Genomic DNA, 14,822 nt, shown 5'->3' on the forward strand with positions numbered 1-14,822 from the left:
TGTTACCGATTTTATTGTGAATCCATCTCAGCTAATTCTAACCAGCGTTCCGTAGCGACATCAATCGATTGCTTGAGGTTTTCCACCTGTTCGTAGAGATTCTGCACTTGGGTATAATTCCCAGGAGAGACATTTACCAAGGCTTTTTCCGCTTCAGCTTTGTCTGATTCCAACTTGGCAATTTTACCTTCTAACTCCTCAAACTCACGCTTTTCCCAGTTTGATAGTCGGCGACGTTGTTTATTTTCGCTGTCTGAAGCTGAAGTTGCAACTTTTGTCTCTGCTGGTGGTTTTTCTGGGGTATTGCTAGCTTGTTGTTGCTTTTCCGCTTCCTCTTCTGCTTTCTTGTAATCAATATAAATTGAGTAATTACCTGGATATTTTCGCAGATTACCGCCCTCTTCCAAAGCAAAAATAGTATCTACAGTCCGATCTAAAAAGTAGCGATCGTGAGAAACTGCAATTACACACCCAGCAAAATCTTCTAGATAATCCTCTAATACCGCCAATGTCTGCACATCTAAATCATTGGTAGGTTCATCTAAAATTAATACATTGGGCGCACCAATGAGAATCCGCAGCAAAAATAAACGGCGTTTTTCTCCCCCAGATAATTTATTAATTGGTGCATACTGTTGGTTTCCAGGAAACAGAAACCGTTCTAACATTTGAGAAGCAGAAATTTGAGTTCCATCAGACACCTTGACAAATTCTCCTTCCTCCTTGATGTAATCAATCACGCGCTGATTTTCGTCCACAGCTGAGAGTAACTCTTCCGAATGCTGGTCAAAATAGCCAATGTGAATCGTAGTCCCAACTTCCACACTACCGGAATCTGGTTGAATGCGTCTGGTAATCATATCCATTAAAGTAGATTTACCCGTACCATTCCCGCCAATAATCCCAATACGATCTTCTGGACTAAATTCGTAGGTAAAATCTTTAATTAAAGTGCGTCCATCGTAGCCCTTAGAGATATTATTTAACTCAATAACTTTTTTACCAATGCGACGGCTAACTGTGGAAATATCTACTTTACCCTGAGCTTGTTTAAACTCAGTTTCTCGCATAGCTTCAACCCGTTGAATACGGGCTTTTTGTTTGGTACTTCTAGCCTTTGGTCCCCGGCTTAACCATTCTAATTCCCGGCGTAAGACACCTTTATGTTTGCGTTGGCTACTAATTGCCGATTCTTCTGCTAAGGCTTTCTTTTCGAGGTAATATGAGTAATTACCTGAATAACTGTAAATATCACCTCTATCGATTTCAATAATCCGGTTAGTGACTTGATCAAGAAAGTAGCGATCGTGAGTGATTAGTAAAAGTGCGCCGCGAAAGCGATTTAAATAACTTTGCAACCATTCCACAGAAAAAGCATCCAGATGGTTAGTAGGCTCATCCATGAGTAAAACATCTGGTTCTGATAACAAAGCTGTGGCTAAGGCGATGCGCTTGCGATAACCTCCTGATAAAGTCCCGATGACAGCATCAAAGTCAGAAATTCCTAACTTAGTTAAAATAATTTTAGCGTTGGTTTCCAGTTCCCACGCCCCTGCGGTTTCCATCCGTTGCATTACCCCAGACAAGCGGGACATCAATTGACTATCTTCTGGATGATGAACCAATTTGTGAGATAGTTCTTCATATTCACGCACCAAAGCCAGATGTTCGCCACTATCAGCGAAAATTTGCTCTAAAACTGTGTGACTTTCATCCAAGTCAGGCTGCTGGGGTAAATAAATTACTTTTGCACCAGAACTAAAGGTAATCTGTCCACTATCAATTGATTCTAGCCCGGCAATCATTTTTAATAAAGTTGATTTACCAGAACCGTTAGTGCCAATTAACCCAACTTTATCAGTAGCATCTAGGCTAAAGCTGGCATCTTGTAAAATTTCTTTGATGCCAAAATCTTTTTTAACTGATTGTAGTGTAATAATACTCATAAAAATTAAAACTTAGTTATTAGTCGCTATCTTGAGAAAATTTGATAGTAATTGTGATATGAATGAAGTACAGAATTATTTCTGTAACCTGGGAAAAAATCTGTGGTTACTGATGTTTTGCCATACTTCATTTAACCCCAAAATCTGGTCTATTATCCTCCTGTGTCAGTCACAATACTATCAGGAAATTCTTACACATTTGGAATAGTTCCATTGACACTGAGAAATTTTATGCAAATAAATCCAAGGGTAAATGTCCATACATTTCGTTGATTCCCCCTTCATTATAAGATTGACAAGAAATTAATACGCCCCGATGATGTCCTGAATATGAATCGAGGTAACATAAACCATTTTTGCCATTTAATTTGATATAAACTGGCCCTTCTGGTGTGTCTAAATCAGTAGGTACTTCATAACCAAAGGCATAAGAGTAAGTCCTCATGGCTAATATCCCTTCTGCTGCGGTATCAGCACAAATTCCTAATATTTGGTAATCAGAAATACTAGTCACTAAAACTAAAGCCCGACGCACTAAAGCTTGTTCGGAGGGTTTGAGAATAGGGGCGATGTCTAAACAGTTAAATTTGTGTAGAATTTTAGTCGCTTCGGAGATGGTGAGATTTTGATGATTTGGTGTCGTCATAAATCAGTGGATGATTTTCTGGGTTTGGCTTTGTGTTTGTGAGGTGGGTTAGTCCCACCCCGTTTATATAATTATTTACTCAAATTACGATTGATTTTGCACATTTCCTAAGTTAAAAATGAATGGCAGACTGCCTTTGGCATCACCACCCATAACCAGGACTTTTGGCATTTGAGAGCCACCATTTCGCCAAGCTTCAATTGCTTCTTTTTGCAGAACTAACTGTCCACCTTGGGCTTTGAGGGTTTCTGCTAAGAGTCTTTGAGCTTCTGCTCTACCTTTGGCACGGTTAACATCTGCTTGTGCTTGTTGTTCAGCTTCCCGCGCTATATAAACGGCTCTTTGCGCCCGTTGTTCAGCTATTTGTTTTTCTTCTACAGCTTTGGCAAATTCTGGTGAAAAATTTAAGTCAACTACACTAGTATCTAGCACAATTATCCCATATTTAGCCAAGCGATTGCCCAAAGCTAAATCAAAGTCTTCTTTTAATTCACTCCTTTTGGTAATTGCTTCTTCTACTGTTCTTCTAGCAGCAGCGATTTTAAATGCTTCCTGTGTCTGAGGAGCGATGATTTTTGAAACAATATTTGCTAAAGTACCTTGTTTTCTTCTCACCTCAACTACCTGGGTGGGGTCAAGGCGAAAGTTAATGGCAAATCGTGCTGATAAATTTTGCAGATCCTTGGTAGAACTTTCTGCTGGTACTTCAAACTTTTGTACTGTCAAATCATACACATCAACGATTGATACCAGGGGTGGTTTAATGTGAATCCCTTCTAGTAGCGCACCATCTCTAGCTTTACCTAAGATGCTGATGACTCCGGCTTGTCCTGGGTTAAGAATAACAAAGGAATTTAGTCCGACGAGGACAATTAGTGCTAACACAATTCCAAAAACTGTGGTTTGCCAATTCCCAAATTGTTGACTTTTCAAGGTTATATCTCCTTTTGCATCTTTCGGCAACTCCTGTACTATGGTGACACGTCCTTGGTAAAAAGAGGCAGGGGAGAAGAGTGCAGGGGGCAGGGGAGAAGAGGCAGGGGGAGGGAATTAGCGTTTTAACAGCCAAGGTATTGGGTTGTTGATAATAGTTACTAGAATGCTTAAGATGCTATTGTAGGCTCCATAAAGTTCTCTGCCTGTTTCTACATCTAAATAATTACATTTAACCGCGAACTTAAGCCAAGTTTGTGTTTCTGCTGCCTCAGCCTCGGAATCACTGAGTTTAGCGACAAAAGCTGCTTCATAACGACGCTTTCTCCATGCTTCTGCAAGATTTGCACAAACAGAACGAGATGAACGACGAATTTGATCTGTCAGTGAATACTTCTCCTCTATAGGAAACTTCTTTGATAATTCAAAAATTTTCATGGCAACATCAAATGCCATTTTGTAAACTTCCAAGTCTTCATGACTTTTAATTGGTTCTTTTTTCATGTTCCCTGCTACTTTTTTTACCTATCTTACCCCCGCTCTCTGCCTCTTATCCCCCCTGCTCCCCGCTCCCTGCCCCCCTGCCTCTTATTGTGGTAATATCGGTGTCACGCAAATTTAAATAATTGTGGCTATAGCATCTAAATCTGATCAGGCATCAAGAAGAAGTCAGCATTCAGTACATCCCCTTCAGCGATTACTGGAATACGGACATGAGTATCGGCAACAAATTTGGCTGGCTATTGGCTGTTCTGTTCTGAATAAACTTTTTGATTTAGCACCACCGGCATTAATTGGGATCGCAGTGGATGTGGTGGTGAAGCAGCAGGATTCTATCATTGCTCAGTTCGGTGTTCAAGATGTCTTGGGGCAATTTTTGATTCTGTCTCTGCTGACGGTGATTACTTGGATTTTAGAATCATTTTTTGAGTATCGTTACAAGCTATTGTGGCGCAACTTGGCGCAGAGGATTCAGCATAATTTGCGTTTAGATGCATATAAACACCTGCAAGGGTTGGAATTGGCTTATTTTGAGGAACGCAGCACTGGGGGGTTAATGTCTATCCTGAGTGATGATGTGAATCAATTAGAGCGGTTTTTGGATGTGGGTGCAAATGACATTGTTCAGGTAGCCACGACTATTGTAATTATTGGCGGGGCTTTTTTGGTTTTGGCTCCTAGTATAGCGTGGATGGCAATTCTGCCGATGCCTTTTATTCTCTGGGGTTCGGTAGCTTTTCAGAAGTTGCTAGCACCGCGTTATGCTGATGTGCGGGAAAAGGTGGGTTTACTGAATGGACGTTTATCTAATAATTTGAGTGGAATCACGACGATTAAGAGTTTTACGGCTGAGGATTATGAAGCTGGACGTTTAGAGGCTGAAAGTATAGCTTATAAACAAAGTAACTCGAAAGCGATCGCACTTTCTGCGGCCTTTATACCGTTGATTCGGATGTTGATTTTAATCAGTTTTACCGCTTTACTCCTGTTTGGGGGAATGGAAGCGGTGGCTGGAAGGATGACTGTCGGGACTTACAGTGTTTTAATATTTTTGGTACAGCGTTTACTTTGGCCTTTAACTCGGTTAGGCGATACCTTTGATTTATATCAACGGGCGATGGCTTCTACTTATCGGGTGATGAATCTGTTGGATACTCCTTTTGCTATTCATCCAGGGAAGATGGCTTTACCTGTGGATGGGGTGCGGGGAGAAGTGATATTTGATCATGTGAGTTTTGCTTATCAAGATAGATTATCTGTGATGGAGAATCTATGTTTGCGTGTTCCCGCAGGTCAGACAATTGCCATTGTTGGTTCCACGGGTTCGGGTAAAAGCACTTTAGTGAAACTTTTATTGCGGCTGTATGAGGTGACATCTGGCACAATTACTGTGGATGGGATACCTTTACCAGATTTAAATGTGCGTGATTTGCGGCGCTGTATTGGTTTGGTGAGTCAGGATGTGTTTTTGTTTCATGGTACGGTGGCGGAAAATATTGCTTATGGCAGTTTTGAGGCTACGGAAGCCCAGATAATTGAGGCGGCTAAGGTGGCTGAGGCTGATAAATTTATTATGGAACTGCCCCAAGGTTATGAGACAATTGTGGGGGAACGTGGTCAAAAGTTATCTGGTGGTCAACGTCAAAGGATTGCGATCGCTCGTGCAGTTTTAAAGAATCCACCGATTTTAATTTTAGATGAAGCTACCTCGGCGGTGGATAATGAAACAGAAGCGGCTATTCAGCGATCGCTCGAACGGATTACTGTAGATAGAACTACTATTGCGATCGCTCATCGTCTTTCTACTATCCGCAATGCTGATTGTATTTATGTGATGGAACATGGGAAGTTGATAGAGTCAGGGACTCATGAGCAATTACTAGATAAAGATGCTATTTATACAAGCCTCTGGCGTGTGCAAAGTGGGGTAAGATAAATCTCACCCATTCAATTACGAATTACGAATTACGAATTACGAATTATTTATGATGTTTGGAAGTAGTCCGCAGGTTTCGCAGAATAGTAAGTGGCGTACCCAGTTAGATAGGTTTGTTAAGGAAAATCAGCGCGATTTGGCGGCGTTGTTTTGGGGTTTGTGGTTAGAAAATGAGAAGAGTCAGGGTACTGTGGGGATTGATTTACAGCCTAGTCCTCATTTTATTTATTGTCCCCAAGAAGCGATTGAGGTTTTAAATGAGAAGGTGGACAATCGCCTTCAGGAAATTTTGGGTATTGTTGATCATCATAAACCGGAAGAGGAGGTGGTGATGATTGGGATTGGGAAGGGTGAACTTAAGTTGATTCAGTTTGCGCCAGAACCTCTTCCTCCGGTTTGTTTTGAGGAGGTGGGAAAGGATGTGAATGAGTTGTTGGATTTGTTGGAGGAGAGAATGAATAAGGTGGAGTTTTTTTAACGCCAAGGTTCGCCGAGGGGTTTTATTGTGAGTAAAAGAAGTTATTTATGTTTGCAGGGGTAAGATATTAATTAATTTAGAAAATCGGGTAAAGTCACTTGTGTTGTGGGTGAGTAATTGAGGGATATTGTAAACTAGCATGGTGGCGACAATATTCGCATCATGAATTTGTTTACCACCGCTAGGAATTTGCTCTATGAGTGTCAGTAATCTTTCTGTAACTTCTAAATTATCCTCAAGCAAGTGAAAATAAGTAGCAAAATTCCGCACGTCTACCACTAAGGATGCAATAGGAATTCCTTCGGTTAAGTCGCTTCGCCTTGTCATTGCTGCTAAATATTCTCTTAGAGTTTGGCGACTAATACATAAATTAATATCTTGTTGTGAAAGCGCTTGTAGTCTTTCTGTAGCTTGTACATGAAATGGCGATAAAGCTAAATTTGCATAAACTAAAATATTCGTATCGATGAAAACAGAGTTGTTAGTCGTTTGCATAAAGGTCTTCTCTACGGAAAGTCAGATTTTCAGAAACTAATCCTACAGGATATGCAGAAAATTTGAGAGGTGCTTTCTTTTCCTGACTCTCTACTTTCTCAATGGGAGATTTTTCTTCAATTACTATCACCACATGATGCTCACCGGCTGGGATATCCAGTGGTAATTGCACTGTTATTTTACCGTCTTTTGTGACTGTAGCAATTGTTTCTATACTTTTCATACATCTTCCTCGATTACTGCTAAGACGGCTTTTGGTAAGAGTTTATCTTTGAACCAGACGATTTTGGCGGGGACGTTATCTAATTTTACTCCGGCTTTTTCTAAATTCAATCTTTCGGAAATAGCTAAAATTAGGTTTTGACATCCGGAGGTTCGGACTTGATAAAATTTCTTTTGTAAGTATTCTGGTCGCCAATAACCGACTATTTCTAAGAGGAAGTCTCGCCCATCAGGATGGACTAACCGAAAATCGGGTATCATTACACTACCAGGAACTGGTAATAAATCTACTTCTCTTTCTAATACCCATTCGGTTTTCAGTGCATCCCATTTATCGGCAAAGGATGACTCTAACATACTATCGTAGGGTTTACCCTTGGAATAGTGAGAGACTAAACCACATTCGGAATTGAGGGTAAATCGTCCAGTTTTCCAAGCTTTAGTATAAGTATCACGAGTTTGTAACGTCGCGGAAAGACTCCATTTGGTGACATGAAGTAAAGCCGGAATTAATTTAGCGATCGCCAGTCCATATCTTGTACTAGGATTAAATAAACTCGTCGGACCATCCACCGTAATTGTAAACCCGTGGTCAGCATCACCTTCAATATAAGCCATTAACTGAAATAACTTCAAATAACGAAATAACAACTTATATTCTCCGGGAACATTGCGATGAGCATTTAAAATTAACTTACTGGCTTTATAAAAAATTCCCTGTACCTGAGACAAATTATATCTATTTAATAAATCCACCGCAGTGGGCGCATCAAAATTAGTTAAAATCTTATTTTCATTCAAATCTGCATACAAACCATCCCGCACCTGTTCTAATAAAATCTCCCGTTGCAATTCCTGACTCAACTCATCAGCAATCTTAGTTAAAGTCAACTGAGTAGACTCCCCACAAGGAACCGACTTCGCCGCCAAAGCAAACACCCGTTCCCTTAACATAGGAGGTTCCAGAGGACTCACCACTTCAAAAGTACAGAAACTGCTTTTGAGAATATAAGCCAAACCCCGCTTCAACCGATAATCAGTCGCATCACCCTCCAAATCCAAAAGTTGAGATTCCAGAACCCCCTGAGACTTACCCAAAGACTCATGAAAACAAGCAATTAACTCATTCCCCAACGCCAAACTTTGGTTATCAATCTTCAACCTCTTCGGAATAATTTCCTCGCCGTTTTGACGATGACTCAGTAAATCCGTCGGTAACATTTTTCTTATCCGTAGAATACTTAATCTCTACCTGTTCCGCAGCCTTCGGAACACTACCCTTCCCACCCCCATAAACAACCTGTAAACTCCCCCTCTTCCCTTGGCGACCTTGGCGACTTGGCGGTTCGTTCCTCCTCTCTTCCCCCCTACGTCGCGCCGAAGTCCCCTCCTCACTAGTATCCTCCGCGACCACCTCATATAAAATCGCCCGCTTATTAGCCACATTCCCCTTACGTAATACCCGACCCAAACGTTGTATATATTCCCTAGTAGAACCAGTACCCGACAAAATCACCGCCACAGAAGCCGCAGGAACATCAACCCCCTCATTCAACACATGAGAAGCCACCAAAGTATTGTATTCTCCCTCCCGAAACTTACTTAAAATTTCATGGCGTTCCTTCACAGGAGTTTGATGAGTAATCGCCGGAATTAATAACTGTTGAGAAATCTTGTAAACCGTCGCATTATCAGCCGTAAAAATCAAAATCCTTTCCGGGAAATGTTCCGCCAACAAATTCGCCAAAATTCTTAACTTACCATCAGTACCCAAAGCGATATTTTTCGCTTCTCGGTGTGCTAACATAGCCCTACGTCCAGAAGGCGATCGCGCACTCATTTTCACAAACATTTGCCAACCTTGAATACTTCCCAAAGCAATTTTAGATTGGCGTAAAAAATCATTGCGAGTTTGAATTAATTGATTGTATTTTTCCCGTTCATTTTGGGATAACTTCACCTTAATTTGGACAATTTCGTGTTTAGCTAAAGCACCCCCCGCTAAATCCTCAGCCCGTTTGCGATAGACTTCCGGTCCAATGAGAATATTTAAATCAGCGTGTTTACCATCAGTGCGTTCTGGTGTTGCTGACAATCCTAAACGATAAGGTGCGATCGCATATTCCGCAATTACCCGACCAAAATCCGTCGGTAAATGATGACATTCATCAAACACCAGCAAAGCATACTTATTTCCCAAGGTTTCCGCGTGAATAGCTGCACTATCATAAGTCGCCACTAATATTGCAGTGCGATCGCGTGAACCACCACCCAACAAACCCACCTCAGCATCAGGAAACGCCGCTACCAAATGAGCATACCACTGGTGCATCAAATCCAAAGTTGGAACCACAATTAAAGTCGTGCGGGGTGTAGCTTCCATAGCCATTTGCGCCAAATAAGTCTTTCCCGCCGCCGTTGGTAGCACCACAACCCCCTGTCTTCCCCCCAGCTTCCAAGCTGCTAAAGCCTCACTTTGGTGGGGATATGGCTGCATTTCCATACTCGGAATTAAATCCACCGGATAAAATTCCTTAGCCTCATCCACAAAATCAACATCTTCCCCTTGTAAAGCCTCCACCAAAGCCCGATATCTAATCGCCGGAATACGAAACCTTTCCACCCGGTCATCCCACGTCGCATAATCCATCCAATCCTTACCCCGTGGCGGTGGATGTAAAATTAACGTACCTCGGTCAAATTTTAACGTAGGGATGCGAGCCATTTAGGAATTTTCCAGAGAGATAACGAACCACAGAGGCGCAGAGGACACAGAGAAATTAGGAGGGGAGAGGTTTATTTACTCATAACGCAAAGTGCTGTAATTCCTTAAGTTTCTCCTATTCTTTGCGCCTTTGCGCCTTTGCGTGACACTCATCCATATTTCACTCAGCAAATAGCCTCTGCAAAACTTGCTTAAACACCATCGCAGTCCAATCAACATCAGCTTCGGTAGTATCACGCCCCAAAGTCAAACGCACACCTCCGAAAGCGGCTGATTTGGGATAACCCATTGCTAACAGAATCGGACTAGGGCTAAGTTTACCACTGTGACAAGCAGAACCGGCACTAATACCAATACCAGCTAGATTCATTTGTCGGACTAAGGCTTTACCACTGAGTTTTTTTCCATCAGCTTTTTCGAGACAGAAGCTGACGTGGTGGGGTAAACGCTGATCTAAATCGCCTGTGGGGATTAAACCGGGAATATTTCCTAATTTAGCAAATAGGCGATCGCGTAACTTAATTAATCTGGGTGTTTCACTTGCTAATTCTACCGTGGCTAATGCAGCAGCAATTCCAAACCCTCCAATTGCAGGTACTGCTTGGGTTCCAGAACGTAAGCCCATTTCTTGACCACCACCACTGAACAACGGGACTAATTCTACCCCAGGACGCACATACAGCGCCCCCGCCCCTTGGGGTCCATATATTTTATGACTAGAAATGCTCAGTAAATCTACAGATAAACTCTCTACATCTATAGGTAAACGTCCCGCAGCTTGGACTGCATCTGTGTGAAATAAAACCCCATGCTGCTTGGTAATCTTGGCTAATTCTGCAATTGGTTGGACTGTCCCGATTTCACTTTGTCCATAAATTATCGAAACTAAAGCTGTGTTATCTTGCAATGCTGCTGTTAAATCCTGGGGGTTAACTCTACCTTTGCTATCTACAGCCAAGCGGGTGACTTCCCAACCCCACATTTCTAACAACCGCGCCGGTTCAGAAACAGCAGAATGCTCAACCTGAGAAATAATTAAATGTTGGGGTATGGCATACAATTGAGCAATGCCCATAATTGCTAAATTATTCGACTCAGTACCACCCGCAGTAAAAATCAGAGATTCTGGATCAGTCGCATTAATTAATCCTGCAACTTGGATTCTCGCTTGTTCCACAATTGTGGCGGCGCGTTGTCCCCACTCATGTAAACTGGAAGGATTGCCCCATTGTTGAGTTAAGACTCCTTGCATGGTGGCGATCGCTTCTGGGCGAGTAGGAGTAGTAGCACTATAATCTAGATATATTTGCATATTAGCAATCAATTCATGCCATTTTGGGAAAGGTGACATGACTCCGACCTTTAGGTACGGAGCTTCTAAGAATCACTTCTTAGTTTTCCTAGTTGCTTCCTTTAGACTGCGTTTAATGCGAGTCTTACGGGTTTTCGACTTTGACCTAGACTGAATTTCTTCAGTCCCCGGCAAACCGTCTGCATAGGCGTTTTGGATTCCCGACTGCCCATCGGTACTAATTAATTTAATTCCTCTGTTTCTAATTACTTGACCACTAGCAACATCTCTATCAGTCGTGTAATTGCAACTAGGACAATGATGCACTCTAACGCTCAAGTCTTTTCTAACTTCTGCACCACATTCAGGACACTCGATAGAAGTTCCCCTAGCGCTAACTTCAGCAAAGAATTTACCCCGTTTCCAACACACGTACTTGGTGATGGTTCGGAATTGTCCAAACCCAGCATCAAGCATCTGTAACCCAAGCATCCCTTTCGCCAAAGTCCGGTAATTCAAATCTTCCATGAAGACCATATCACCAGCATCACAAAGAGCATGAGCTTGTTTGAAATGGTAATCTTTGCGGGTGTTATCAATCCTGTGGTGAAGTCTAGCAACCTTGATGCGTTGTTTCTCGTAATTTTTAGAACGCTTCTTTTTCCGAGACAGCCTGCGTTGCAGCAATTTCAGCTGGCTTTGCATCACTTTCAGGAACTTGGGCGACTTGACAAGAACACCATCACTGGTGGCTAAAAACTTTTCCAGTCCTACATCTACCCCAATGGGATGACCATGCGGCATTGGATTAGGAACATTAACATCACATTGGATGTTGACACAAGCGTACCAAACATTGGCTTTATTAATTATCCGAACTTGCTTCACCACAAATCCACTTGGAATTGGGCGATGCAATTTAATCTGAATCAATCCCAGTTTAGGTAGTGCAATATGTATTCCTTGCACTGGGTTCTGTTTAAACTGAGGGAACAGCAAAGATTTGAACTGCCCAAACTTTTTAAATCTGGGAAACCCATGCCCAACTTTCTGAAATCCCTCCCATGCTCGCTGCAATTGTTTGAGTGCTTGCTGCAAAACCTGACTTGGTACTTCGCTTAATCGGGGAAATACTTTTTTAGCTTTTGGCAAAGCATTAAGCTGGCGCACTTCGCTAGGGAAAGGAACGTCCGCAGCTATGATATATTCATGACTAATCGAACATCTATCAACCATGCACTTACGACTATTGCACCAGTCCTTAATTTCTCGCAACCCATAATTGTAGGCAACGCGACAAATATCCATCCACTCAAGAAGTGTCTGTTCTTGGGTGATATTCGGGTAGATTCGATAGCGGTAATTCATGGTTAGCATTTCACTATTCTACAACATATTTACTAGCACTACTTTCTCTAGTAAATTAATGCCGTGCTGCAAGCACGGGGTTTTGAACCCAATTATTCGATAAATCTATTGAATCCCAATTCACTTTTAGCAAATTACCGTGCCGTTTTTTCCACCCCGCCGATATTTTCTGATATTTTTACTGGTTTTGGCTTTAGTGGCTTGTCAAAAAGTCGCATCTGAAAATCAGCTGTTATTACCAGCTTTACCGCAAGATCCTTTAGTTCAAGTTTACTTTAACCATTCCCAATCAGCACAATACCCAGAACCTTACCGCCAACAATCTCGCCTGGGGGATAACTTAGAGCAAAAAATTATTGATACTATTAATCAAGCTACCTCTACAGTAGATGTGGCTATTCAAGAGTTACGGTTACCAAAAATTGCCCAAGCCTTAGTAGAAAGACAAAAGGCTGGTGTGCAGGTGAGGGTAATTTTAGAAGATAATTACAGTCGCCCTTGGAGTAGTTTAACACCTGGGGAAGTGCAGCAGTTAACGCCCAGAGAACAAACCCGATATCAAGAATTTGCTGATTTTGTCGATTTAAACGGAGATGATAAACTCAGTCAGTCGGAAATTAATCAACGAGATGCCTTAATCATTTTATACAATGGCAATATCCCTTGGATAGATGACACTGCTGATGGTTCCGCCGGTAGTGATTTGATGCATCATAAATTTGTGGTGGTGGATAATCGTTGGGTAATTCAAACTTCGGCGAATTTTACTCTCAGTGATATCCACGGGGATTATAGTAATCTCAGCAGTTTAGGGAATGCGAATAATTTTTTACGCATTGATAGCCCAGAGTTAGCTGGTTTATTTACCGAAGAGTTTAATATTATGTGGGGTGATGGTCCGGGAGGTCAGCCAGATAGCCGATTTGGTGTACAAAAACCGATGCGATCGCCTAAAACTATAACATTAGGTAATACCAAAATTACTGTCTATTTTTCTCCTACTTCCCCTAGTCAACCTTGGAATAAATCTAGTAATGGTTTAATTGGGGAAACTTTAAAATCGGCGACGAAATCTATTGATATGGCGTTGTTTGTCTTTTCAGAACAGCGTTTAGCTAACATTCTCGAAACCCGTCATCAACAAAATGTCTCTATCCGCGCTTTGATTGATTCCCAATTCGCCCATCGTGACTACAGCGACGCTATGGATATGATGGGAGTAGCGCTGAGTAATAATTGTAAATATGAAACAGATAATAATCCTTGGGGAAATCCCTTAACTACTGTCGGTGTACCGACTTTACCCAGAGGTGATTTACTCCACCATAAATTTGGCGTAATTGATGCACAAACAGTAATTACAGGTTCTCACAACTGGTCAAAAGCTGCCAATCATGGTAACGATGAAGCACTGTTAATAGTGGAAAATCCCACCATTGCCGCCCATTATGTGCGAGAATTTCAACGTCTGTATGCTGATGTGAGGCTGGGTGTACCTACCTCAGTGCAAAGAAAAATTACCGCAGAAATCAAGGAATGTCCCCAGATTGTCGCTCCTACTAGTAGTGTAGAAAGTCAACCAGTCAATATTAATACGGCGACTTTAGAAGAATTAGTTACCCTTCCCGGCATAGGTGAAAAATTAGCAGAGAAAATTATTCTAGCTCGTCAGCAGCAAAAATTTACATCTCTAGATGATTTAGCCCAGGTTTCCGGCATTAGTACCAGGATGACACAACAATGGGGCGATCGCATAATTTGGTAACCCAAACACCAGTTTCAGTTTGACTGGAAAAAATCCCACTCTCACCCTTCCGTGAAAAAACTATGAGGGTAAGAATATAACTGATTATACTTTTTCAGTATATATACGATTGTCGAAAGTTAGATAAATCTGATCTTTCTCTCCCGCAATTGAGGTACTGACCCATACCCAAATCAACACACAAACTTCACAAAAGATATCTGTTTTTTCATAAAAATCACAGACATAAAATCTCCATAGTCTTTACTCTTAATATAATTGAGCTACTATATGAACTCTCCCTGATTATATATTTTTTAGATAAAGTTTCCGGATCATACTGACAAAAATCACACATTGACAAGTAGAGTGATACACTGATGATAATTTTAAATTAATAAAAAAAAGTCACCAAGTAAAATTTCATCAAGTTAAAATATATCTGCTGTTACCAAAAGTTGGGATAATAATTTAAATTATTGAGGAATTTACCTGGAACATGGAGATTCCCTAGTTCCCCTCCTTCACAGCAAAGCA

Annotated in this window: 13 protein-coding genes; 3 read left to right on the forward strand and 10 right to left on the reverse strand. The window is 41.5% G+C overall.

Annotated features, from left to right (window positions below; translation table 11 throughout):
- Nucleotides 1–11 precede the first annotated feature (11 nt).
- The 4 genes from VB620_RS05145 to VB620_RS05160 all read right to left on the reverse strand — a co-directional run bounded on the left by VB620_RS05145 (nucleotide 12) and on the right by VB620_RS05160 (nucleotide 4,029).
- Nucleotides 12–1,946 carry an ABC-F family ATP-binding cassette domain-containing protein gene (locus tag VB620_RS05145; protein ID WP_323195069.1) on the reverse strand — a complete coding sequence of 645 codons (1,935 nt, stop codon included), beginning with the start codon at nucleotides 1,944–1,946 and terminating at the stop codon, nucleotides 12–14.
- Nucleotides 1,947–2,175: 229 nt separating this feature from the next.
- Nucleotides 2,176–2,592, reverse strand: a complete 417-nt coding sequence (locus VB620_RS05150) for a DUF1824 family protein (RefSeq protein ID WP_323195070.1) — start codon at nucleotides 2,590–2,592, stop codon at nucleotides 2,176–2,178.
- An 84-nt stretch (nucleotides 2,593–2,676) separates the two neighbouring features.
- On the reverse strand, nucleotides 2,677–3,525 hold the full coding sequence (locus tag VB620_RS05155) for a prohibitin family protein (protein WP_323195071.1): 849 nt from the start codon (nucleotides 3,523–3,525) through the stop codon (nucleotides 2,677–2,679).
- A gap of 117 nt (nucleotides 3,526–3,642) precedes the next feature.
- The gene (locus VB620_RS05160) at nucleotides 3,643–4,029 is read right to left on the reverse strand and encodes a four helix bundle protein (protein ID WP_323195072.1); all 387 of its coding nucleotides are present in this window, start codon (nucleotides 4,027–4,029) and stop codon (nucleotides 3,643–3,645) included.
- A gap of 124 nt (nucleotides 4,030–4,153) precedes the next feature.
- Here VB620_RS05160 and VB620_RS05165 point away from each other — a divergent pair, with 124 nt between their 5' ends.
- Nucleotides 4,154–5,962 (forward strand): ABC transporter ATP-binding protein, encoded by a 1,809-nt coding sequence (locus VB620_RS05165; RefSeq protein ID WP_323195073.1) that lies wholly within the window; start codon nucleotides 4,154–4,156, stop codon nucleotides 5,960–5,962.
- Nucleotides 5,963–6,011: 49 nt separating this feature from the next.
- Entirely contained in the window at nucleotides 6,012–6,440 is a 429-nt protein-coding gene (ccmS, locus tag VB620_RS05170) for a beta-carboxysome assembly chaperone CcmS (protein ID WP_323195074.1), read from the forward strand.
- A 45-nt stretch (nucleotides 6,441–6,485) separates the two neighbouring features.
- Here ccmS and VB620_RS05175 read toward each other — a convergent pair whose 3' ends face one another.
- The 6 genes from VB620_RS05175 to VB620_RS05200 all read right to left on the reverse strand — a co-directional run bounded on the left by VB620_RS05175 (nucleotide 6,486) and on the right by VB620_RS05200 (nucleotide 12,541).
- A complete protein-coding gene (locus VB620_RS05175) occupies nucleotides 6,486–6,935 on the reverse strand; it encodes a type II toxin-antitoxin system VapC family toxin (protein ID WP_323195075.1) in 450 nt (149 codons plus the stop codon).
- Nucleotides 6,922–7,158: a hypothetical protein gene (locus VB620_RS05180; protein ID WP_323195076.1), complete on the reverse strand. Its 237-nt coding sequence runs from the start codon at nucleotides 7,156–7,158 to the stop codon at nucleotides 6,922–6,924. Before VB620_RS05180 ends, VB620_RS05175 begins: the two co-directional genes overlap by 14 nt.
- Nucleotides 7,155–8,378: a DUF790 family protein gene (locus tag VB620_RS05185; RefSeq protein ID WP_323195077.1), complete on the reverse strand. Its 1,224-nt coding sequence runs from the start codon at nucleotides 8,376–8,378 to the stop codon at nucleotides 7,155–7,157. Before VB620_RS05185 ends, VB620_RS05180 begins: the two co-directional genes overlap by 4 nt.
- Nucleotides 8,308–9,882 carry a DEAD/DEAH box helicase family protein gene (locus tag VB620_RS05190; RefSeq protein ID WP_323195078.1) on the reverse strand — a complete coding sequence of 525 codons (1,575 nt, stop codon included), beginning with the start codon at nucleotides 9,880–9,882 and terminating at the stop codon, nucleotides 8,308–8,310. Before VB620_RS05190 ends, VB620_RS05185 begins: the two co-directional genes overlap by 71 nt.
- 160 nt (nucleotides 9,883–10,042) lie before the next feature.
- Nucleotides 10,043–11,194, reverse strand: coding sequence for a cysteine desulfurase family protein (locus VB620_RS05195; RefSeq protein ID WP_323195177.1), 1,152 nt, complete (start codon nucleotides 11,192–11,194; stop codon nucleotides 10,043–10,045).
- 72 nt (nucleotides 11,195–11,266) lie between these two features.
- Complete coding sequence (locus tag VB620_RS05200; RefSeq protein WP_323195079.1) at nucleotides 11,267–12,541, reverse strand: RNA-guided endonuclease InsQ/TnpB family protein; 1,275 nt, start codon at nucleotides 12,539–12,541, stop codon at nucleotides 11,267–11,269.
- A gap of 139 nt (nucleotides 12,542–12,680) precedes the next feature.
- Here VB620_RS05200 and VB620_RS05205 point away from each other — a divergent pair, with 139 nt between their 5' ends.
- A complete protein-coding gene (locus tag VB620_RS05205) occupies nucleotides 12,681–14,306 on the forward strand; it encodes a DUF655 domain-containing protein (protein WP_323195080.1) in 1,626 nt (541 codons plus the stop codon).
- Nucleotides 14,307–14,822 lie beyond the last annotated feature (516 nt).

This window comes from Nodularia harveyana UHCC-0300 (genome assembly GCF_034931085.1).
In the GTDB taxonomy this organism is placed as follows: Bacteria; Cyanobacteriota; Cyanobacteriia; order Cyanobacteriales; family Nostocaceae; genus Nodularia; species Nodularia harveyana.

Coding starts and splice junctions, on each gene's coding strand:
- VB620_RS05145 (WP_323195069.1), bottom strand. CDS start 1,946: ATGAGTATTATTACACTACAATCAGTTAAAAAAGATTTTGGCATCAAA.
- VB620_RS05150 (WP_323195070.1), bottom strand. CDS start 2,592: ATGACGACACCAAATCATCAAAATCTCACCATCTCCGAAGCGACTAAA.
- VB620_RS05160 (WP_323195072.1), bottom strand. CDS start 4,029: ATGAAAAAAGAACCAATTAAAAGTCATGAAGACTTGGAAGTTTACAAA.
- ccmS (WP_323195074.1), top strand. CDS start 6,012: ATGATGTTTGGAAGTAGTCCGCAGGTTTCGCAGAATAGTAAGTGGCGT.
- VB620_RS05175 (WP_323195075.1), bottom strand. CDS start 6,935: ATGCAAACGACTAACAACTCTGTTTTCATCGATACGAATATTTTAGTT.
- VB620_RS05180 (WP_323195076.1), bottom strand. CDS start 7,158: ATGAAAAGTATAGAAACAATTGCTACAGTCACAAAAGACGGTAAAATA.
- VB620_RS05185 (WP_323195077.1), bottom strand. CDS start 8,378: ATGTTACCGACGGATTTACTGAGTCATCGTCAAAACGGCGAGGAAATT.
- VB620_RS05190 (WP_323195078.1), bottom strand. CDS start 9,882: ATGGCTCGCATCCCTACGTTAAAATTTGACCGAGGTACGTTAATTTTA.
- VB620_RS05195 (WP_323195177.1), bottom strand. CDS start 11,194: ATGCAAATATATCTAGATTATAGTGCTACTACTCCTACTCGCCCAGAA.
- VB620_RS05200 (WP_323195079.1), bottom strand. CDS start 12,541: ATGAATTACCGCTATCGAATCTACCCGAATATCACCCAAGAACAGACA.